Annotated in this window: 14 protein-coding genes and 1 pseudogene; 9 read left to right on the top strand and 6 right to left on the bottom strand. The window is 70.8% G+C overall.

The window, feature by feature from the left end; all coding sequences use genetic code 11:
* A pseudogene (locus tag PUR53_RS43540) lies at positions 1–1,669 on the top strand (hypothetical protein); the annotation flags it as partial.
* Complete coding sequence (locus PUR53_RS43535; protein ID WP_329894663.1) at positions 1,669–2,046, top strand: toxin-antitoxin system YwqK family antitoxin; 378 nt, start codon at positions 1,669–1,671, stop codon at positions 2,044–2,046. The pseudogene PUR53_RS43540 and the gene PUR53_RS43535, both read left to right, overlap by 1 nt.
* A 73-nt stretch (positions 2,047–2,119) precedes the next feature.
* Here the strand turns inward: PUR53_RS43535 and PUR53_RS43530 are convergent, their stop codons facing one another.
* On the bottom strand, positions 2,120–2,500 hold the full coding sequence (locus tag PUR53_RS43530; RefSeq protein ID WP_329912191.1) for an ATP-binding protein: 381 nt from the start codon (positions 2,498–2,500) through the stop codon (positions 2,120–2,122).
* Positions 2,501–2,703: 203 nt separating this feature from the next.
* Here PUR53_RS43530 and PUR53_RS43525 point away from each other — a divergent pair, with 203 nt between their 5' ends.
* From PUR53_RS43525 to PUR53_RS43515, 3 genes are read left to right on the top strand one after another with little or no spacing between them, the layout of a single operon-like run.
* Positions 2,704–3,555 (top strand): Scr1 family TA system antitoxin-like transcriptional regulator, encoded by an 852-nt coding sequence (locus PUR53_RS43525; RefSeq protein WP_329912190.1) that lies wholly within the window; start codon positions 2,704–2,706, stop codon positions 3,553–3,555.
* Between the two features lie 11 nt (positions 3,556–3,566).
* Positions 3,567–3,764, top strand: a complete 198-nt coding sequence (locus PUR53_RS43520; RefSeq protein ID WP_329912189.1) for a DUF397 domain-containing protein — start codon at positions 3,567–3,569, stop codon at positions 3,762–3,764.
* Entirely contained in the window at positions 3,751–4,698 is a 948-nt protein-coding gene (locus PUR53_RS43515) for an ADP-ribosylglycohydrolase family protein (protein WP_329912188.1), read from the top strand. The genes PUR53_RS43520 and PUR53_RS43515 overlap by 14 nt, the downstream gene beginning before the upstream one ends.
* Positions 4,699–4,707: 9 nt before the next feature.
* Here PUR53_RS43515 and PUR53_RS43510 read toward each other — a convergent pair whose 3' ends face one another.
* Together PUR53_RS43510 and PUR53_RS43505 are read right to left on the bottom strand one after the other, a co-directional pair.
* Entirely contained in the window at positions 4,708–5,208 is a 501-nt protein-coding gene (locus PUR53_RS43510; RefSeq protein ID WP_329912187.1) for a DUF6174 domain-containing protein, read from the bottom strand.
* Positions 5,209–5,295: 87 nt separating this feature from the next.
* Positions 5,296–5,934, bottom strand: a complete 639-nt coding sequence (locus tag PUR53_RS43505; protein ID WP_329894655.1) for a TetR/AcrR family transcriptional regulator — start codon at positions 5,932–5,934, stop codon at positions 5,296–5,298.
* 194 nt (positions 5,935–6,128) lie between these two features.
* On the opposite strand from PUR53_RS43505, the gene PUR53_RS43500 reads away from it, so the two are divergent.
* Both PUR53_RS43500 and PUR53_RS43495 read left to right on the top strand, forming a co-directional pair.
* Entirely contained in the window at positions 6,129–7,061 is a 933-nt protein-coding gene (locus PUR53_RS43500) for an ABC transporter permease (RefSeq protein WP_329912186.1), read from the top strand.
* Positions 7,054–7,908, top strand: a complete 855-nt coding sequence (locus PUR53_RS43495; RefSeq protein ID WP_443078022.1) for an ABC transporter ATP-binding protein — start codon at positions 7,054–7,056, stop codon at positions 7,906–7,908. Before PUR53_RS43500 ends, PUR53_RS43495 begins: the two co-directional genes overlap by 8 nt.
* Positions 7,909–8,007: 99 nt before the next feature.
* Here PUR53_RS43495 and PUR53_RS43490 read toward each other — a convergent pair whose 3' ends face one another.
* Together PUR53_RS43490 and PUR53_RS43485 are read right to left on the bottom strand one after the other, a co-directional pair.
* Positions 8,008–9,126 carry a glycosyltransferase gene (locus tag PUR53_RS43490; RefSeq protein WP_329912185.1) on the bottom strand — a complete coding sequence of 373 codons (1,119 nt, stop codon included), beginning with the start codon at positions 9,124–9,126 and terminating at the stop codon, positions 8,008–8,010.
* On the bottom strand, positions 9,123–12,095 hold the full coding sequence (locus PUR53_RS43485; RefSeq protein ID WP_329912184.1) for a bifunctional glycosyltransferase/CDP-glycerol:glycerophosphate glycerophosphotransferase: 2,973 nt from the start codon (positions 12,093–12,095) through the stop codon (positions 9,123–9,125). Before PUR53_RS43485 ends, PUR53_RS43490 begins: the two co-directional genes overlap by 4 nt.
* A gap of 145 nt (positions 12,096–12,240) precedes the next feature.
* Here PUR53_RS43485 and PUR53_RS43480 point away from each other — a divergent pair, with 145 nt between their 5' ends.
* Together PUR53_RS43480 and PUR53_RS43475 are read left to right on the top strand one after the other, a co-directional pair.
* Entirely contained in the window at positions 12,241–13,284 is a 1,044-nt protein-coding gene (locus PUR53_RS43480) for a serine/threonine-protein kinase (RefSeq protein WP_329912183.1), read from the top strand.
* Positions 13,285–13,675: 391 nt separating this feature from the next.
* Entirely contained in the window at positions 13,676–15,541 is a 1,866-nt protein-coding gene (locus PUR53_RS43475) for a serine/threonine-protein kinase (protein WP_443078025.1), read from the top strand.
* Between the two features lie 61 nt (positions 15,542–15,602).
* Here the strand turns inward: PUR53_RS43475 and PUR53_RS43470 are convergent, their stop codons facing one another.
* The gene (locus tag PUR53_RS43470) at positions 15,603–20,576 is read right to left on the bottom strand and encodes an NAD-glutamate dehydrogenase (RefSeq protein ID WP_329894649.1); all 4,974 of its coding nucleotides are present in this window, start codon (positions 20,574–20,576) and stop codon (positions 15,603–15,605) included.
* Positions 20,577–20,854 lie beyond the last annotated feature (278 nt).

Genomic DNA, 20,854 nt, shown 5'->3' with positions numbered 1-20,854 from the left:
GGTGGGTGCCGCGTACTGGCTGGCCCCGGACGACAAACTGCCCTCCTGGCTGCGTGACTCCCGTACGGCCGTCGTGGAGACCGGCAAGGCGCTCATCGCGTACGACGAGTGGGGCAAGAACCCCTCCCGGGCGGCCGGAGCGGTCACCTTCAACGTGCTGACCACCATCTTCACGGGCGGCGCGGGCGGCGCGGTCTCCGGCGCGGGCAAGGCGGGCGCCATCGCCAAGGCGATCTCGTTCGCGGGCAAGGCCGGCAAGATCGTCGACCCGATGACGTACCTCACCAAGGGCGTCGGGGCGACGGCGGTGAAGATCAGCGACGTCATGGCGAGCCTGCGCGGCATCACCGACGGCACGCACATCAGGCTCGGCGAGGGCACGTACCAGATCGCCGACGCACCCAACATCACGGACGATCTCCCGGCGGGCCTCACTCCCGAGAACAGCGTCCGCATGGAGACGCCCAAGGGCGAGGTCGTCTATCTCGACACCAAGACCCTCGTCGTCCACAACGCCGACGGGACGGTACGGGAGTCCCTGGACGGGATCCGGCACGAGGGGACGGCGGCCGAGCGCGGCGCCGATGTCTCCCGGCCCGAGCCGGAGCTGGTGGGCGCGGGCGCCCGCGTCGGCGACGGTGGCACGGGGGCTGTGGGGCGGGTCGGGGACGACGGGTTGCCGGGCGGGCGCGCGGAGAACCTGCCGGGCGGGCGGACCGATGACCTGGGCCGGGGGCCTGCCGGGAGTCATGAGACGCCGATGAGCGGCGGCGGCTCACGGGGAGGCGACGGCCCGACCGGCGGCGGCCACGGGGACGGCCACGGGCACGGCGAGACATCGAACGGCGGTCACCACGAAACTCCCTCGGGCGGGCGTGGAGAGACACCTGCGGGTGGTCACGGCGAGGGTGCTCCTTCGGGTGGTCACGGCGAGGGTGCTCCTTCGGGCCAGGGTGACAACGTCGACGGATCACACCCGGAGCCCGGCGGAAACCACCGGCCGGATCTCCCGGCGTCACCGCCCGTCGACCACATCACCGATCTCCCGGGTGGTGATGGCGTGGTGCCTCCGCCCGGCGCGGGCGAGAAGCTCCTCGCCACGCTGGACGACTCCCAGGTGACGCGACAGGGCGGACTCATCACCGAGGTGAACGGACGCCCGGTCGCCGACTACCTGGACGACGTGTCCCGTGACCGGGCCGACGTGTATCTGCAGGCAAAGGACGCCAAGACCTGGCCTCGGGCACAGACCGGAGCGTGCGTCGGTGCCGTGATGGACCTGCGCACCGGCCATGTCGTCGAAGGCATCAACGGTCCCAGGCCGCCCGAATCCATTCCTCTTGCACGGCTGCACCCCACATTGCGGGCTCGCTACGACGAGATCGCCGGCAGCCCGCCGCATCACGCCCCCATCCTCAGCCACGCGGAGGTCAAGGCGGCGAATCAGCTTCTGTGGGCGCGTACGGAGGCGGGCCTCCCGGACGGCCCGGCGGCACTGGCGGAGATGCGGGCCTCGGTCCAGTTCCCGTACATGGCCGACAAGGCGACCGGGCTCTACCCGCGAGGCGCGCCGTTCTGTGGTAACTGCAACCATATGTTGGAAGGGGTGCCGAGCAGCCACGGCCGCTATCTCAAGGACCCCCCTGGCCCCGAGAACTGGATTCCCTGATGACCCTTCCCCGCATCGACATCGACGATCCCAACGTGGATTTCGACGACGGAGAACGCCTCTTCTACCAGGGCGAGCTGTTCACCGGCGAGGTCGTCGAGTACCAGGGCAGCGCGCTCGTCAGCCTGGAGACCTACCGGGACGGGATCGTGGACGGCCCGGTCAGACAGTGGTACGAGGACGGCACCCTGCGCGCCGAAGGGACCATGCGCGCGGGATTCCCCATCGGCGAGTCCCGCAGATGGCATCCCGACGGCGCTCTCGCCGCGAAGCGGATCACGACCGAGGACGGTCATCACCCCCTGGCTGAACTCGAGTGGGACGAGAACGGCGAGCAGACCCTCGCCTGGTACGCGCCGGGGTTCGATCCGGAGTGACGCCCGTGCGGCTGGGTCGAGAACGGGCAGCCCACCAAGGCCTGGCGCGCGGACTCGGCATGGCGCCGGGCGCCTACGCCTTCCCCACCTCGAACCAGACCCCCTTCCCCGACGCCCCCAGCGCCTCCGTCCCCCAGCGGCCCTCCGTGACGGTGTCCACGATCCAGAGGCCACGGCCGGATTCGCCGTCATAGCCCTGGTGAAGGGACGGGGGCGTGCGGTCGTCGTCGTAGACGGTCACCCGTACGGGGCCCTCCGGGCCGGCGATCAGCAGTAAATGGGCGCCGGAACTCTTCGCGTGCCGACAGGAGTTGGTGACCAGCTCCGAGGTGCACAGGACCGCGTCGTCGGCGAGCGCGTCGAGCCGAAGGGCCCGGAGGACGGAGGCGACGAAGTCGCGGGCGATACGGGGAGTGGTGTCCAGGGGTGGGCAGTCGAGGGCGTACTTGGGCATGGCTCATCAACTCCAACGCGCGTCGGGCAGGGGCGAGTTGAGGCACGGGAGCGTTCCACACCCACCGTGCCGGGCACGTCACAGACCGTAGGGCGTAACCTGGTGACGGCACAACCTGATGCCGGACATTGCCCCCCCCTTTCGGTGACCGTCGTGCTCGGCTGACGGCATACTCGTCAGCCGAACGACCAGGGAGAGGACCGATGCCACCCAGGAGCACCCCGACCGCACGGCAGGAGCGCCTCGGAGCCGAGCTGCGCAAGATCCGCGAGCGGGCGGGAGTCACGGCCCGCGCCGCCGCCGCACTCCTGGGGACGAACCCCATACAACAGAGCGCCTACGAGGCCGGCCGCAGCGGGATCAGCGAGGAACGGATCCGCCGCCTGGCCGCACATTGCGCATGCGATGACGTGGCGTACGTCGATGCCTTGGTCAGCATGGCGAACGAGCGCGGCAAGGGGTGGTGGGAGGCATACCGGGGCACCGTGGTTGAGCAGGGGCTCGCCCTGGCGGAGTCCGAGTATCACGCCACTCGCATCCGCACCTTCCAAGTCGTGCATATTCCTGGCCTGCTGCAGACCGAGGAGCACATGCGGGCGCTTTTCAACTACGCGTCGCGGAATGTGCCCCCAAGCCACGTGGACACGTTCGTGGCGTACCGCACTCAGCGCCAGCAGGTCCTCGACGAGCCCTCTGGGACACCGTACGAAGCCATCGTCCACGAGGCGGCTCTTCGCATCCGCGTAGGTGGCCGCGAGGCGACCAGGGCCCAGCTGAAGCGGCTCCTCGAACGATCGGATGCGGCCAACGTGACCGTTCGTGTGCTGCCGTTCGACACGGACGACTTCGCCGGTACCGGCTACTCGATGCTCTACCTGCACGGGCCCGTCCCCCAACTGGACACTGTGCAGATCGATACGGGCCACGACAGCGAGTTCTTCGACGCGGAGGCACGCTTGTTGCAGTATCGACGGCGGTACGAGCGGGTGGCAGCGGCGGCTCTCCCTGTCGCCGAATCCCGCGATCTCATCGCCCGCGTTGCCCACGAGCTGTGAAAGGAGCCGACGTGCCCGACGCTCCACGGTGGCAGAAGTCGTCCTTCTCAGGCGCCGACGCGGGTGACACCTGCGTCGAACTCGCCCCCACCCCCACCTCCATACGCCTCCGCGAAAGCGACCACCCCACCACAGTCCTCACCACCACCCCCACCCCCCTCCACGCCCTCCTCACCACCCTCAAGGCAGGCACCCTTGGCCGTCGTTGATCCGCAGCGCGCCCTTGGCGCGGTCCTCGGCTCCGCCGTCGGAGCCGCGCTCGGCGCACCGTTCGAGTTCGGGCCCGAGGGGGCCTTCTCCGCGCGGTTCCCGAAGGCCGGGCACGGTGGGGAGATGTGCGGAGGCGGTGGCTGGGACCCGGGTGAGGCGACCGACGACACACAGATGGCCGTCCTCGTCGGGGAGTCGCTCGTCGAACACGGCGGGCTCGAACTGCCCGACGTCTTCCGGCGGTTCCAGCGCTGGGCGGTGTCCGGCCCCAAGGACATCGGCATCCAGACCGAGGACGTGCTGACCAGCGGCGACCCCTGGGACCTCGCCGCCGCCCTCCACTTCCAGGTGAACCTACGGGCCGCAGGCAACGGCGCACTGATGCGGGCCGCCACCTCGGCCGTGTACTTCGCGAAGGACGGCCGGGGCACCACCATGGACGCGGCCCGGCGGCTGTCCGCGCTCACCCACGGTGATCCCGCCGCCTGGGAGGGCACCGCCGCCTTCCACGAGCTGGTCCGGATCGCGCTGGCCGGCGGCGACCCGCTCGCCGCCGTCCCCGACACCCTGGCCGCGCTCCACCCCGACCACCGCGCCCGGTACGAGGTCGTCCTCGCCCCCGACTGGCACCCCGAGCAGGCCACGGAGTTCAACGGCGCGGTCTGGCCCTGCCTGGGCTCCGCCGTCTGGGCCGTACGCACGACCGACTCCTACGAGGACGCCGTACGCGCGGCCGTGGACCTCGGCGGCGACACCGACACCGTCGCGGCGGTGACCGGCGGCCTCGCGGGCGCGGTGTACGGCGCCGACGCGATCCCGGAGCGCTGGCTGGAGCCGCTGCACGTGCCCCTCCCGGGGTTCGGGGAACGGGTACTGCGCGCCCCGGAACTCATCCACCTGGCAACGGAGTTGGCGACCGGAGCCGCGCACTGACCGTCGGCCTCAGCCCGTGCCCGGCTCGTAGCCGCTGATGACGTACTCGGCCTCGTCGTCGATGGCGTTCTCGTCCACGTCCAGGGTGATCCGCGCGGGATACCCGCCGGTGGCGTACTCCACCTCCGCCGTGTCCGCCTGCTCCTGCCAGGCCTTCTCCACCATGGCCATCAGGTCACCGATCTTGGGGATGTCGCCGGGCCCCTGCTTCACCGCACGCCGGCTGTCCTCGTCGAGGCCGACCGCCTCGGCCACCTCGCCGTCCCGGACCGTCACCCGGAACCTCCCCGCCAGGGCTTGCGAGGTCGACGTGAGGGTGTAGACGTACGAGGCGGGCTCCCGCCACATGACGGTGTTCCGTGTCGTGGTGGGCTTGGGCGAGGCCCGGCCCTTCGGTTCGGAGGACGGACCGCCGTCACAGGCGGCGGTCATCCCCACCGTCCCCACGGTCCCCGCGATCAGCGCGGCGGCCAGGAGCACGGAACGAGCACGGGAGGGTAAGTGAGTCACGGCGACCCCATTCCTGAGCGACTGTGACTAGGACGCCACCCGCCCGCGGAACGTTCAGCTCCGTAACAGCAGGCCTCCGGCTCGCCCCTACAGCGCCCGCAACGCCGCCGCCGTGGCCCGCGTGAGGCTCTCCAGGTACCCCTTCGGCAGCTTCGGCGCGCGGACGACCACCGAGCGCCAGTACAGCGGGCCGGAGATCACGTCCAGCGCCAGGTCCTCGTCCACGCCGGCCCGGACCTCGCCCCGGGCGACCGCCGCCGCGACGATCCCGGTGGCGACGCTCTGCTGCCCCTCCCGCAACGCCTTCTGCATCGCCTCGGCGATCTCCGGGTTGCGGGCGGCCTCGGCCTGGAGGTCGGGGATGATCTGGCCGGCGACCGGGTGGCGCAGCGCGCGGGACGTGACCTCGTACAGCAGCCGGAGGTCGCCCTCCAGCGAGCCCGTGTCCGGCATCGGCAGGCCCTGGACCGCCACCGCCGAGACCAGGTCCAGCACCAGGTGCAGCTTGGAGCGCCAGCGGCGGTACACCGCCGTCTTGCCGACGCCCGCGCGGCGCGCGATGCCCTCGATGGACATCCGGGCGTAGCCGACGGCCGCCAGTTCCTCGAAGACCGCCGCCCGGATCGCCTCCGTCACGTCCTCGCGGAGCACGGCCGCCCCGGCGGGGGCCCGGCGGCGCGGCCGTGGCGGCGGCTGCCCCTCGGCGGGGTCGGCGTTCGTCGTCATGGCTCACAGCATAGGCCGTGACGACGAAACGGTTGCGTTCCGACGTCGAATCGGCTTACTCTCGCGTTGCGACGATACGGTCCCGTCCCGACGTACGAGCAGGGCAAGGGCGACGTAAGAAGCCAAGCCGTGACAGCGCGGCCGAGTACGCGGGACGCCCCCCACCAGCGACCTCACTAGCGAAAGCAGCGGATGTGAGCCAGGTCCTCGACACACCGCCCCCGACCACGGCGGACACCCCCCGAACGGCCCGTGCCGCCGAGACCCCGGCCCAGCTCGCCGAGCGGTACGGCCTGAGCGTCAGCGGGGCCCGCCCCTCGCTCGGCGCGTACGTGCGGCAGCTGTGGGCCCGGCGGCACTTCATCACCGCGTTCGCCACGGCGAAGCTGACCGCGCAGTACAGCCAGGCAAAGCTCGGCCAGGTCTGGCAGATCGCGAACCCCCTGCTGAACGCGGCGGTCTACTACCTGATCTTCGGCCTGCTCATGGGCACCAAGAAGGGCGTGCCGGACTACGTCCCGTTCCTCGTGACCGGCGTGTTCGTGTGGACCTTCACCCAGAGCTCGATCATGGCGGGCACCCGGGCGATATCCGGCAGCCTCGGCCTGGTGCGGGCCCTGCACTTCCCCCGGGCCTCGCTGCCCCTGTCGTACTGCCTGCAGCAGCTCCAGCAACTGCTGTTCTCCATGGCCGCGCTGGTCGTGATCCTGCTGGCCTTCGGCGTTCCGGTGGCCATGTCGTGGCTGCTGATCGTGCCCGCGCTGACGCTGCAGTTCGTGTTCAACGCCGGGGTCGCGATGGTGATGGCGCGGATCGGCGCCAAGACCCCCGACATCGCGCAGCTGATGCCGTTCGTGCTGCGCACCTGGATGTACGCCTCGGGCGTGATGTTCAGCATCGACCACATGCTCGCCGACCGGAACATCCCGGCGTTCGTGCATCTGCTGCTGGAGTGCAACCCCGCCGCCGTCTACATCGACCTGATGCGGTTCGCGCTGATCGACAGCTTCCACGGAAGCCAACTGCCGCCGCACGTCTGGGCGATCGCGGCGGGCTGGGCGCTCCTCGCGGGCGTCGGCGGGTTCATCTACTTCTGGAAGGCTGAGGAGACCTACGGCCGTGGCTGACACCATCATCAACCCCACCACCGTTCCCGGCACCCGGCGCGAGGCCGAGAAGGCCGCCGGCACCGCCGTCCCCGAGCCCGTCCCGACCGTCGTCGTCGACGGCGTCGACATCGTCTACCGCGTCAACGGCACGGGGGCCGGGCGCGGCACCGCCACCGCCGCGCTCAACCGCATCCTGCGGCGGAAGAAGGCCGAGAAGGCGGCCGGCGTGCGCAAGGTGCACGCCGTGCGGAACGTGTCCTTCACCGCGTACCGGGGCGAGGCCATCGGGCTCATCGGGACCAACGGCTCCGGCAAGTCGACCCTGCTCAAGGCCGTCGCCGGGCTCCTCCCCGTGGAGAACGGGCACATCTACACCGACGGCCAGCCGTCCCTGCTCGGCGTCAACGCGGCCCTGATGAACGACCTCACGGGCGAGCGGAACGTCCACCTCGGCGGGCTCGCCATGGGCATGTCCCGTGAGCAGGTCAAGGAGCGGTACGAGGAGATCGTCGACTTCTCGGGCATCAACGAGAAGGGGGACTTCATCACGCTCCCCATGCGCACGTACTCCTCCGGCATGGCGGCCCGGCTGCGGTTCTCCATCGCCGCCGCCAAGGACCACGACGTCCTGCTGATCGACGAGGCGCTGGCGACCGGGGACCGCTCCTTCCAGAAGCGGTCCGAGGCACGGATCCGTGAGCTGCGGAAGCACGCGGGCACGGTGTTCCTCGTCAGCCACAACAACAAGTCGATCCGGGACACGTGCGATCGGGTGCTGTGGCTGGAGCGGGGGGAGCTCCGCATGGACGGGGCGACGGACGAGGTGCTGAAGGAGTACGAGAAGTTCACCGGCGGGAAGAAGTAGGTTGCGCCTGAGAGCTCGGAAGGGCCTGTGGGTTGGCGAGTGCGCGATCGTCGTGGTTGATCGCGCAGTTCCCCGCGCCCCTTCAGAGCACGCTGCTGTTCACCTCTCCAGGAAGGTGAACAGGGCCTCCCATCTGTCCACGATCTCCTCCGTGCCGTAGCGGCGGATGTTCTGCCTCGCCTTGTCGCCCATGCGGTCCCTCAGGGTCTTGTCGGTCATCAACTGGTCCAGTTTGCGGGCCAGTTCACCCGTGTTGCCGGGGCGGACCAGGAGGCCGTCCTCGCCGTCGCGCACGATCTCGTGGACGCCGGGCGCGCAGTCGAAGGCGACGCAGGGGACGCCCATCGCCATGGCCTCCATCAGGGCGAGGGGGAAGCCCTCGCCCCTGGATGACAGCGCGAAGACCGAGCCGCCGCGCAGGGCGCCCGGGACGTCGTGCGTACGGCCCATCCAGGCCACCGAGTCGTCCAGGCCGAGGGCTGTGCACTGCTTCCTGAGGAGTTCCTCGTCCTCTCCGGAGCCGTAGACCAGCAGCGTCCAGTCGGGATGCCGGGGCGCCACCTCGGCCCAGGTGTCGAGGAGCATGTCGACCCCCTTCTCGTCGCTGAGCCGGCCGATGCTGACGACGGCCTTCGCGGTGCGCGGGGACGGCTCGTCCGGCAGCCAGGGCACGGCGTTGGGCAGGTACGAGGCGTTGTTGAGGCCCTGCCCGATCCACAGGTCGGCGTCCTCGCGGGTGAGGACGAGCATGCGGTCGACGTCGCGGTAGTGCGTGAGCACGCGCCGGAAGCGGGAGGACCGGCGCGAGGTCTCGAAGGACTCGTGGCTCATCCCGATGACGGTCAGACCAGTGGTGTCGGCGAGCCTCACCCACTCCATCGCCCACACCTGGGTCACGATGACGACCCCGCCGGGGCGCGCGGCCCGGAACAGGCCGGTCAGCACGGTCGCCCGCTCCCGCATGCTCGCGTCCCGCGCCCGGCCGGGAGGAGGCGGCTGGCCGTCGTACAACCGGGTGGTGGGGTAAGGGAGTTCACCGAGCGGGTGCGGGTCCTCGGGGGTGGTGATCCCGATGACGTGGACGCGGTGGCCCCGCTCGGTGAGAAGACTGGCCAGGTGGTGGGTCCAACTGGTCACCCCGCCCGTCTCGTCGACACTGTTGGACACCAGGAAGACGTCCCGCGCCCCGGTGCCCTCTGCCTCGCCCCGCCCGGTCACGTGCGCCTCCACTCGGAGAAGAACTGGTCGACGACGTCGCGGGCCGCCGTCCCCTTGTCGTACTCGCCGAAGTCGGCCGTGAACCGCTCCCGCGCGGCGGCGTGCTTGAGCGTCTGCTCCTCCAGCGAGGAGTCGCGCAGGACGGCGTGCAGCTCGTCCTCCGTGCGCACGATCGGGCCCGGCGCGCGTTCGAGGAGGTCGAAGTAGGTGCCCCGGCCCTCGTGGACGTACTCCTCGTAGTCGTAGGTGAAGAAGACCATCGGGCGGTCCAGCAGCGCGTAGTCGAACATCACCGACGAGTAGTCCGTGATCAGCGCGTCCGCGAGGGCGAGGACGGGGGTGACGTCGTGGTGGCCGGACACGTCGACGACCCGGCCCCGGACCGACGGCGGGAGCACGACGTGGTTGAGGTAGTGGGCGCGCACGAGCAGCACGTACTCGTCGCCGAAGGTCTCGGCGAAGCGTTCCACGTCGAAGGGGAGGGTGAAGCGGCGCTGGCCTTGGTGGCGGAAGGTGGGGGCGTAGAGCAGGATCTTCTTGTCCGGCGGGATCGCCGAGATCTCCGGGATGCCCAACTCGGCGGCGAGCGACGCGCGCTGGTCCGTCCTGGCCGTGCGGTCCGTCCGATCCGTGCGGTCCGTCTCCCGGGCTCGCGCGAGGGCGTCGTTGCGCGGGTAGCCCAGCCGCAGCAGCACCTTCTCCCGCAGCCGGAAGGCCTTCGCGAGGGTGCGCACGTCGTGCTCCGAGCGGATCAGGAAGTGGTCGAAGCGGTCGAGGGTGCGCTGCTGTTCCGCCTGCTCCGCGCGGGTCTTGAGCTTCCAGCCGGGCTCGTCGAAACCCATGCGCTTGAGCGCGGAGCCGTGCCAGGTCTGGAGGTAGGTCGTGCCGGGGCGCTTGGTCAGCTTCAGCGGGAAGCTCTGGTTGTCGATCCAGAACTCGGCGCGGGCCAGCGCCCGCAGATACGGCAGCGACCAGCGCCGCACGAGGGTCGCGTCGGCCGGGAATCCCTCGGGGCGGCCCGTGTACGACCACACCGCGTCGAAGTCGAGTCCCTGGCGGCGCATCTCCTCGTAGATCGCCCGGGGGCTGTCGCTGTACTGCCGACCGAGGTGGCTCTCGAACACCACCAGCCGCCGCTGCCTCGGCATACGCAGGAAGACCTCGTGATAGAGGCGGATTTTGGCGTCTCCGGAGGTGGCCTTCTTGCGCAGCGCCTTCGCCTTGCGGTAGCCCGACTTGGCGAGTTTGCCGGGTGTGCCCCGAAGTCCCCGGGTGACCAGGACGTTGGCCTTCTTGTCGGGGACCAGGCGGAACGCGAGGTGGCCACGGACGGAGATCTGCGGCTCGACCCGGTCGGCGACCAACCGTGTGAGCCGCGGCCGGACCGGCAGCGCGCCGCCGCCCGTCAGCCCCGGTTCGGCGGCCGTCAGCCGGCTCGTGGTGCGCTCGCCGTCGACGTCGAGGTGGAGGCGTACGTCCCACACGGCGTCCACGATGCCCAGCGGGCGGAGCGTCCGGGAGATGTCGACGGCGGCCCGCCAGGTGAGGTACGGACCCTCGTGCCGGACATCGGCGACCGGCACCCGGAAGGTCTGGAAACGCACGCCGGGGCGGCGGGCGTAGAACTCCAGCGCGGCGGAGAGCCGGGCGCCGACCGGGATCACCCCGAGGGGGTTGGTGACGCGCCCGGCGAGCCGGACCCGGCCGCCGCTGCCCGCCCCCGCGCCTTCCGCGTACTGCTCGTACTCCGTCAGCTCGTTGCGCAGGAAGAGCTTCCCGACCGGTCTGGCGTGGTAGCCGAGTTCGGTGACGTCCAGGATCCGGCGCGCGAACTCCCCCTCCTCCCCCGGCGCGTCCAGGTGCTCGGCGCACCAGTAGATCCGCCCGTCGCGCTCGACGAGGGGCGCGGAGACCTTGTCGCGGTTGGTGAGCGTGTCCACGGCCGGCAGCAGGTTGTCCCAGTCGCCCCTCCGCAGCAGATACGCGCAGACGGCGTGGATGGGCTCGACCTCGTCGTACGCGGCCGGGTCGATCGACGCCAGATAGGCGCGGGCCAGCTCGGCGAACTCCCGGCGGTAGGCCGCGTCCCGGAAGGGCAGGTCACGCAGGTGCAGCACCAGGTCGTGCTTGAGGAACTTGACGTCCTTGTGGAACTTCAGCTCCGCCATGCCCTGACCGGCGAGCAGCCGGTCCACCCGGCGGTGGATCTCCATCCGGTGCGCGAAGTTGGCGATCTCGGCCCGCCGGTTGCTGATCGACTTGGCCTCCGCCCTCTCGACCACGTTCCAGTCGTAGACCCGGTTGGGAATCAGGGCGATCCGGCGGGCGGCCGCGTACGCCTGGGCGGAGAAGAAGAGGTCCTCGTAGTGGATGCCGACCGGGAACAGCAGCCCGCCCTCGACGAGGAAGTCCCGGCGGTAGCACTTGTTGGTGGACAGGGTGTCGTAGACCAGCAGGTCGGGCAGCTCGGAGACGGAGTCGAGGGTACGGGTGCGGGTGTACAGCCACGGGTACCACGGGACCTCCTTCCGGTTGCGGGTGTCCACGTGGACGCGGACGCACAGACCGGAGACGAGGTCGGCGCCGGTGCTCTCGGCGGCCTCCAGGAAGTTCCGGCAGGCGTTGCGCTCCAGGACGTCGTCGCTGTCGAGGAAGACGACGTACTCGCCCCGGGTCTCCCGGATGCCCGCGTTGCGGGGCGCGCCACAGCCGCCGCTGTTCTGAGGCAGCCGGTACGCGCGCACCCGGTCCGGGTGCTCGGCGGCGAGCCGGGCGGCCACCTCGTAGGAGCCGTCCGTGCTGTGGTCGTCGACGATCACGACCTCCACGCTCCGCAGCGTCTGCTCCAGCACCGAGCGGACGGCCGTGGGCAGCCTGGCCTCGTCGTTGTAGACGATCACGACGACGGATACGGCGGGTCGCTGGTCCACGTCCGCGTTCACCCCATCAGTACGGTTCGTTCCGTTCATCACTGTTTCTACCCTCTATAGACCGTGGTGCGGTTGAGGGCCACTTGGGTAGATGCCCCCGGCGGTGCGCGGGTTGCCTCACCCGCCTCCTGCCGGTCCGTGCCGCGATACGCTCCGGGGACGTGCTGAGCGGAGGGGGCGGTCGATGCGTGGGGTGGTACCTGAGCCGCTGCGGACGGAGGATCCGCGGGAGATCGCCGGGTATCCGCTGTACGCCCGGATCGGTGAGGGCGGCATGGGCACCGTCTATCTCTCCCGCAGCCGCGGCGGCCAGCCGGTCGCGCTGAAACTGGTCCGCCCGGAGTACGCCGGCAGTCCCGCCTTCCGTGAGCGGTTCGCCCGCGAGGTGGCCGCCGGGCGCCGGGTCTCCGGCTATCACCTGGTGCCGATCGTCGACCACGACGCCGGTGCGGAGCGCCCCTGGCTGGCCACGCACTACGTTCCGGGTGTCCCCCTCGACCAGGCGCTGGAGACGCACGGCCCGCTGCCCATGGCCACGGTCCTGCAGCTGCTGGCCTGCGCCGCGTACGCGCTGGACGCCGTGCACACCGCCGGGGTGGTCCACCGCGACGTCAAGCCCGCCAACCTGCTGCTGGCCGCCGACGGGCCCTGGCTGCTCGACTTCGGCATCGCCCGGGCGGCGGGCGCGGCGACCCTGACCACCGCCGGACGCCTGATCGGCACCCCGCGCTACATGTCCCCCGAGCACGCCCTCGGCCGCCGGGTCACCTCCGCGTCCGACGTGTTCGCGCTGGGCCTGATCGCGGCGGTCGCCGCCACCGGAAGCCACCCGTACGGGCGCGGCAACCCGCTGGCCATCGCCACGCGCATCGCCGCCACGGACGTCGCGCCGCCCGCGCTGGACGGCATCGGCCGCCCTCTCGTCGACGTCATCCGGCGCTGCCTCACCGCCGACCCGGCCTCCCGCCCGTCGGCTGCCGCCGTCGCCGAACACTGCGCGGGGGCGGCCCGCCGGGACGTCCGCGACTTCACGGGGTGGCTGCCGGCGCCGGTCGCCACGTCGGTGACCATCATCGAGACGGCCTTCCGCACGCTGTCCCTGACGGAGGCGCCGACAGCCCCGACCCCCCACATCTCGGAGGCCCCGACGTCCCGCCGCCTCCCACCGACGGCGCCGATCACTGTGCGGGACGAGGAATGGAGGCGCCGGGTCCGCCGGGAGCCGTGACTCGAGAGGTGGGTGCGTTGTCGGCTGCCGGCCCGGTGGGGCTTCTCGCGCAGTTCCCCGCGCCCCTGAAAAGCAGGGGCTGCGCCCCATGCTTTTCAGGCCCGCAGGGCCTGGTCTTTTAGGGGCGCGGGGAACTGCGCGAGAAGCCCCACGCACCCGCAGTCGCCAACGCACCCGAACCCCCGAGCCATGAGGCGCCCCCCACTTCCCCGGGAACCGCAACACCCACCCCAAGTGTCATAAGTGCCGTATAAGCTTCGGACCGCTCCAAGTGCCCGCACCGGCACCGGAGTTCGGCACCGCACCGGGGGAGGCTCCCATCAGCACCAGCACCGGCGACATCCTGAGCCCTCTGGGACCGCAGGACCCACGAGAGACGGCCGGCTACCACCTGCAGGCCCGCATCGGCGAGGGCGGCATGGGCACGGTCTACCTGTCGCACACCCGCGGCGGCCAGCCCGTCGCCCTGAAGGTCATCCGCCGCGAGTACGGCCAGGACGCCGACTTCCGCCGCCGCTTCGAGCAGGAGGTCCAGGCCGCCCGCCGCGTGCAGGGCTACCACATCGTCCCGGTCGTCGACCACGACACCACCGGCGAACTCCCCTGGCTGGCCTCGGTGTTCATCGCCGGCATCCCCCTGCACGACGCCCTGGTCGCCTTCGGCCCGCTCCCCCTGCCCGCCGTCTTCCAGCTCGTCGGCTGCGCGGCCCGCGCCCTCACCTCCATCCACGCGGCCGGAGTCATCCACCGCGACCTCAAGCCCAGCAACATCCTGCTGGGCTCCCAGGGCCCGTACGTCATCGACTTCGGCATCGCCCGCGCCGCCGACGCCACCCATCTGACCCAGTCGGGCGGCCTGATCGGCACCCCGCAGTACATGTCGCCGGAACACGCCCTCGGCGAGCAGGTCACCCCGGCCACCGACGTCTTCTCGCTCGGCCTGATCGCCGCGGTCGCCGCCACCGGACGCCATCCGTACGGCGACGGCGGCGCCATCACCATCGCCGCGCAGATCGCCAACACCTCCCAGCGCCCGCCCCGGCTCGACGGCTACGACGACCGGTTGCGCCCCCTGCTGGAGCGCTGCCTGACCGCCGACCCGGCCGAGCGCATCGGCACCGAGGAACTGGCCGCGCTCTGCCAGGAGTCGGCCGACCGGGGCCTGAGCGACTTCACCGGCTGGCTCCCGCAACCGCTCACCGCCGAGATCGCCCGCCGCGAGCAGTCCGCCCAGGCCCCGCCCCAACCGACGTCACCCCGGATGCCGGCCGCGCCCCCGACCGCCGCACCCACCGCCGCCCCGACGCCGCCCGCCGCCCCGCCCCACGACCCGGCGGCCCAGGCCCACGCGTACGCCCAGGGCACCACCCAGGGCGTGCCCCAGCAGGCGCCGACCCAGCCGCCGACCGGCTTCGGCCCACCGGCCCAGGGCCAGACCCCGACCCCTGGCTACGGCTATCCGCCCCCGGCCACCGACACCTACAACCTCACCCCCCAGGCCGCCGCCTCGGCTCCGGCACCGGCCGCCGCCCCGCCCAAGAAGAGCCGTCGCGGTCTGAAGGTGGCCCTGGTCGCCCTGGCCCTCGTCCTCGTGGCCGGCTCCGGCGCGGCCGCGGCCGTGTACGTGTTGAAGGGGAAGGACGACAGCAACAGCTCGGCGAGCGACTCCCCCAAGGACAGCGCCAGCAACGACGGCAAGGACGACAAGGACGGCGACCAGGCGGCCTCGACGCCGACCTCGTCCCCGACCGGGACCGGCACGGACTCCGGCTCCGGCGACCAGGGCGGCGCGGGGGACGGGACGGACCCGAGCGCGACCCCCTCGATCCCCGCGAACGCCCAGTACACAGCCGTCTTCGAGGGCAAGCCCTTCACGCTGCGCACCCCCGCCGGCTCGGCCTACGTCAAAGTCGACTTCGACAAGCCGGAGGTCGACACCGAGGACGAGATGGTCGACGGCCTGATGGACATGCACCTCGACAGCAGCTACTGGTACTTCGACACGACCATGGGCAAGAGCGCGGGCACCACACCGCAGGAGTGCGCCGAGGGCACGGGGACGGACGTCCTGCCCTCCACCCTGGACTCCGGTCACTTCGGCGAGGAGGCGGAGATCGACAAGGGCGTCAGGCTCTGCACGGTCACCAAGCAGGGCAACCTCGCCATGTACGAGATCACCGGGCTGACCCCGGGCGAGTACAGCTTTGAAGTACCCACGGTGCAGGGCAAGCTGACCCTTTGGGAGATCACCGAGTAGCCCCGGCGACGCATACGGAAGGGGGCGCCCCAGAGCCTGGGGCGCCCCCTTCGCCGTACCGCTAGGAGTGCGAACGCAGCAGCGTGCGCATCGTCCGCATCGCCACCGACAGGTTGGCGAGGTCGAACGCGTCGGAGCCCTGGATCTCCTCCAGGGTCGTCCGCGCCCGGCCCAGCAGCGCCGCGTTCTTCTGCTCCCACACCTTGAAGCGCTGCTCCGGCGTGGAGGTGCCGTTGCCCGCCGAGAGGACCTCGGCGGTGAGGGAGGCGTGGGCCGCGTACAGGTCCTCGCGGATCGCCGCGCGGGCCATGGACTGCCAGCGGTCCGCGCGCGGCAGCTCGATGATGCGGTCCATGAGCTGGGTGATGCGCAGCCGGTCGGCGAGGTCGTAGTACACCTCGGCGACCTCCATCGGCGTCCGGCCGACCCGGTCGGCGACCGCGACGATGTCGAGCGTCGGGAAGGCCGAGGAGAAGCCCGCGACGCGTGTGGCCAGCTCCTCCGGGACCCCGGCGCCGGTCAGCTCGTCGTAGATCTTCTGGTACCACTCCAGGTCGGCGCCGCGCAGCAGCTTGGGCAGCTCGCCCCAGACCAGGTGCACGCCCTCGGAGAAGAACGCGATGGTCCCGCTGAGCTCCAGCGGCTGCGGCCGGTTGTTGAGCAGCCAGCGCGTGCCGCGCTCGACCAGGCGGCGGGAGTGCAGCCGGATCCGGGTCTGGACGGCCGCGTCGACCTGGTTGTCCAGGCCCTCGACCGCGTCCCACACCGCGCCCGAACCGAAGATCGCGCGGGAGGCGGTCTGCGCCCGGACGATCTCCTCCAGCGAGGCCCCGGTCTCCTCGCGCAGCCGGTGCAGGAAGCTCGTACCGCCCGTGTTGACCGTGTCGTTGACCAGCAGGGTCGTGACGATCTCACGGCTCAGCGGGTGGCTGTCGATGTGCTCGCGGAACTGCTCGCGCAGCGCCGTCGGGAAGTACTCGTGCAGCAGCTTGCGCAGGTAGGGGTCGTCCGGCAGGGAGGTGTGCAGCAACTCCTCGGCGACCGTGATCTTCGTGTAGGCGAGGAGGACGGCCGTCTCGGGGCCGGTGAGGCCGTGCCCGGTGCCCAGGCGTTCGCGGATCTGCCGGTCGGTGGGCAGGAATTCGAGCGCCCGGTCGAGGTGGCCCTCGCGCACCAGGTGGCGCATGAAGCGCTGCTGGGCGTGGAGCATGTCCGAGGACTGGGCGAGGGCGTTGGCGATCGCCGTGTTCTGCGCGTAGTTGTTGCGCAGGACGAGCCGGCCGACCTCGTCGGTCATCTCGGCGAGCAACTTGTTGCGCTGCTTGACGGTCATGTCGCCGTCGGTGACCAGGCCGTTGAGCAGGATCTTGATGTTCACCTCGTGGTCGGAGGTGTCCACGCCCGCGCTGTTGTCGATGGCGTCGGTGTTGACCCGCCCGCCCTTCTGCGCGAACTCGATCCGGCCCAGCTGGGTCAGCCCGAGGTTGCCGCCCTCCCCGACGACCTGGACGCGCAGATCGGCGCCGTCGACCCGGATCGCGTCGTTGGCCTTGTCGCCGACGTCGGTGTGCGACTCGGTCGACGCCTTCACGTACGTGCCGATGCCGCCGTTCCACAGCAGGTCGACCGGCGCCTTGAGGATGGCCTTCATCAGGTCGGCCGGGGTCATCTTGGCGATCTTGTCCTCGATGCCGAGGACGTCCCGGATGTGGGCGTTGATCGGGATCGCCTTGGCAGTGCGCGGGAAGACGCCGCCGCCGGTGGAGATCAGATCGGTGTCGTAGTCGGCCCAGCTGGAGCGGGGCAGCTCGAAGACACGGCGGCGCTCGGCGTAGGAGGTGGCCGCGTCGGGGCTGGGGTCGATGAAGATGTGCCGGTGGTCGAAGGCGGCGACCAGCCGGATGTGCTCGCTGAGCAGCATGCCGTTGCCGAACACGTCACCGGACATGTCACCGATGCCGACGACCGTGAAGTCCTGGGTCTGGGTGTCCACGCCCAGCTCCCGGAAGTGCCGCTTGACCGACTCCCAGGCGCCGCGCGCGGTGATGCCCATGCCCTTGTGGTCGTAGCCGGCCGAGCCGCCGGAGGCGAAGGCGTCCCCGAGCCAGAAGTTGTAGCTCTCCGCGACCTGGTTGGCGATGTCGGAGAAGGTCGCGGTGCCCTTGTCGGCGGCGACGACCAGATAGGTGTCGTCCTCGTCGTGCCGTACGACGTCGGCCGGGGGCGTGACCTCGCCCGCGACCATGTTGTCGGTGATGTCGAGCAGCGCGGAGATGAAAGTCTTGTAGCTGCGAATGCCCTCGGCCAGCCAGGCGTCCCGGTCCACCGACGGGTCCGGCAGCTGCTTGGCGACGAAGCCGCCCTTGGCGCCGACGGGCACGATGACGGTGTTCTTGACCATCTGCGCCTTGACCAGGCCCAGGATCTCGGTCCGGAAGTCCTCCCGCCGGTCCGACCAGCGCAGCCCACCACGGGCGACCTTCCCGAACCGCAGGTGCACACCCTCGACGCGCGGCGAGTACACCCAGATCTCGAACGCCGGTCGCGGCGCCGGGAGATCCGGGATCGCCTGCGGGTCGAACTTCATGGAGACGTAGTCGTGCGGCTTGCCGCCGGCGGCCTCCTGGAAGAAGTTCGTACGCAGCGTCGCCTTGATGACGGTGAGGAAGGACCGCAGGATCCGGTCCTCGTCGAGGCTGGCGACCTGGTCGAGCGCGGCGTCGACCTCTTCGAGGAGCGCGTCGACGATCTCCCGCCCGGCCCGCTGCCGGTCCGGCGACATCCGCGCCTCGAACAGCGACACGAGCAACCGGGTGGTGTGGACGTTGTTGCGGAGGGTGTCCTCCATGTAGTCCTGGCTGAAGGTGGACCCGGCCTGCCGCAGGTACTTGGCGTACGCGCGCAGCACCATGGCCTGCCGCCAGGTGAGCCCGGCGCTCAGCACGAGCGCGTTGAACCCGTCGTTCTCGGCCTGCCCGGTCCAGGTGGCGGCGAAGGCCTCCTGCACCCGCTCCCGGGCGTCGTCCCCGGCGTAGTCCACGCTCCCGGCCTGCGGCCTCGGCATGCGCAGCCCGAAGTCGTAGATCCACGCGGTCGTCCGGTCCGAGCAGCGCAGCTCGTACGGCCGTTCGTCGATGACCTCGACGCCGATGCGGTTGAGGACGGGCAGCACCGCGGAGAGCGAGACCGAGCCGCCCTTGCGGTAGATCTTGAAGCGGCGCTCGTCGGGCGCGGCACCCACCGGCTCGTACAGGCTGAGCTCGAAGTCCTCGTCCTGGTCGAGCGCTTCGAGGCGGCACAGGTCCGCGACGGCGGAGCGGGGGTTGTGGTCGGCCTTGTACCCCTCGGGGATGGCGTTCGCGTACTTGCGCAGCATCTCGGCGGCGCGTTCCTCGCCGACCTCGGCGTTGAGCGCCTCGGCGAACCCGTCGGACCAGGAGCGGGCGGCCTCGACGAGCTTGGCCTCCAGGCGGTCCTTGTCGGCGTCGCTGAGGTGCGGCAGTTCGGTGCCCGGCTGGACGCGGACCACGAAGTGCAGCCGGGAGAGGATCGATTCGGTGTTCCAGGCGGTGAAGTCGACACTGATACCGCCCAGTTCCTCCTTCAGGATGTCGATGATCCTGAGGCGTACGCCGGTGGTGTAGCGGTCGCGCGGAAGGTAGACGAGGGCGGAGTAGTAGCGCCCGTACTCGTCCTGGCGCAGGTAGAGCCGCAGCCGTCGGCGCTCCTGGAGGTAGAGCACGGAGGTGACGATGGACCGCAGTTCGTCGGCCGAGGTCTGGAACAGCTCGTCGCGCGGGTAGGTCTCCAAAATCTGGAGCAGGTCGCGTCCGTCGTGGCTGTTGGGCGAGAACCCGGCGCCGACGAGCACCTCGTCGACCTTGCGGCGGATGACGGGCACCCGGCGCACGGACTCGGTGTAGGCGGCGGAGGAGAACAGTCCGAGGAAGCGCCGCTCGCCGACCACGTTCCCCTCGGCGTCGAACTTCTTCACGCCCACGTAGTCGAGGTAGGACGGCCGGTGGACGGTGGCCCGGCTGTTGGCCTTCGTCAGGACGAGGATCTTGTGCTCACGGGCCTTGGCTCGGGCGTCGGCGGGCAGCCGTTCGAAGGAGGAGCTGACGGGGTGCCGGTCCTCCCCGGCGTGGTGCGGGTCGGAGCGCAGGATGCCGAGGCCGGTGCCGGCGACGGCGGCGAGGGAGTCGTCCTCGCGCAGCTCGTACTCGCGGTAGCCGAGGAAGGTGAAGTGGTCGTCGGCGAGCCAGCGCAGCAGCTCGCGGGCCTCCTCCACCTCCTCTCCGCGCAGGTCGTCGGCGGTGTGCTCGGCGGGCAGCCCGTCGGCGATCCGGACCGCCGCGTCCCGCATCTTCTCCCAGTCCTCGACGGCCTCGCGGACGTCGGACAGGACGCGCAGCAGATCGTTGTTGATCTGCTTGAGGTCCGCCCGGTCGGTCTCGCGGTCGATCTCGACGTGGATCCAGGACTCGATGTGCGCGTCGTGCGGCAGCGTCTCCCCGGCGGCCACGGCGGCGGACGCCGCGGCGACGGCGGCGGGGTCGATGATCAGCTCGACGAGCTTGCCGGTGACGTCCCGCCGGACGACGACCTGGGGGTGGATGACGACATGGATCCCGCGTCCCTGCCGGGACAGCTCATTGGTCACGGAGTCGACGAGGAAGGGCATGTCGTCGGTGACGACCTCGACGACGGAGTGGCTGCACGTCCAGCCGTTCTCCTCGACCGTCGGGGTGTGGACCCGCACGTTGGCCGTGCCCTGGGGGCGGTTCTCGGCCAGTCGGTAGTGGGAGTAAGCGGCTCCGAAGACGTCGACCGGGTCGCGGCCGCTCAGGTCCTCTGGGGCGGTGTGCAGGTAGTAGCGCTGGAGGAACGCGAGCACGGTCTCCTGGTCCGGGATGTCGGACGTACTCTCGCTCGTCGTCCCAGTCGGTAGATACCCCCCGACCGGGCTGTTCTCAGCTACCCGGGCGGCCCGTTCGAGCAGCTCGGCCTTGGCTTCGTCCAGCTTGGTCTGCATTGTCCTCTGGCTCCTGTCGCGCGCCGTTGCGTGACGTAGAAGGAAGTACGAACTCGTCCCCTCCGAAGCGCCACCACGACACGGGGTGTCCGGTCTGATTCGACGCTATGCCGCAGGGTGAGATGAGCGGGGGGTAATCAGCCATTCTCGGTACCCGGCAGGGGTGTGACGCTGCTCTCGGCACCGTCCGTCCCGTGGGTGCGCCCGGCGTCCCGGGAGCCCTGGTGGCTCCCTCCCGCCCGCGAGGACCAGCGACCGCCGCCCGGACACGGATGTCT

This window comes from Streptomyces sp. SP18BB07 (assembly GCF_036322545.1).
GTDB lineage: Bacteria > Actinomycetota > Actinomycetes > Streptomycetales > Streptomycetaceae > Streptomyces > Streptomyces deccanensis.
Note: the sequence above shows the minus strand (reverse complement) of the source record. Positions and strands in the feature narration are given on the sequence as shown.

Excerpts from the sequence above, each read along its gene's own strand:
- PUR53_RS43480 (WP_329912183.1), top strand. The coding sequence starts at position 12,241 with ATGCGTGGGGTGGTACCTGAGCCGCTGCGGACGGAGGATCCGCGGGAG.
- PUR53_RS43525 (WP_329912190.1), top strand. The coding sequence starts at position 2,704 with ATGCCACCCAGGAGCACCCCGACCGCACGGCAGGAGCGCCTCGGAGCC.
- PUR53_RS43535 (WP_329894663.1), top strand. The coding sequence starts at position 1,669 with ATGACCCTTCCCCGCATCGACATCGACGATCCCAACGTGGATTTCGAC.
- PUR53_RS43485 (WP_329912184.1), bottom strand. The coding sequence starts at position 12,095 with ATGAACGGAACGAACCGTACTGATGGGGTGAACGCGGACGTGGACCAG.
- PUR53_RS43470 (WP_329894649.1), bottom strand. The coding sequence starts at position 20,576 with ATGCAGACCAAGCTGGACGAAGCCAAGGCCGAGCTGCTCGAACGGGCC.
- PUR53_RS43530 (WP_329912191.1), bottom strand. The coding sequence starts at position 2,500 with ATGCCCAAGTACGCCCTCGACTGCCCACCCCTGGACACCACTCCCCGT.
- PUR53_RS43505 (WP_329894655.1), bottom strand. The coding sequence starts at position 5,934 with ATGACGACGAACGCCGACCCCGCCGAGGGGCAGCCGCCGCCACGGCCG.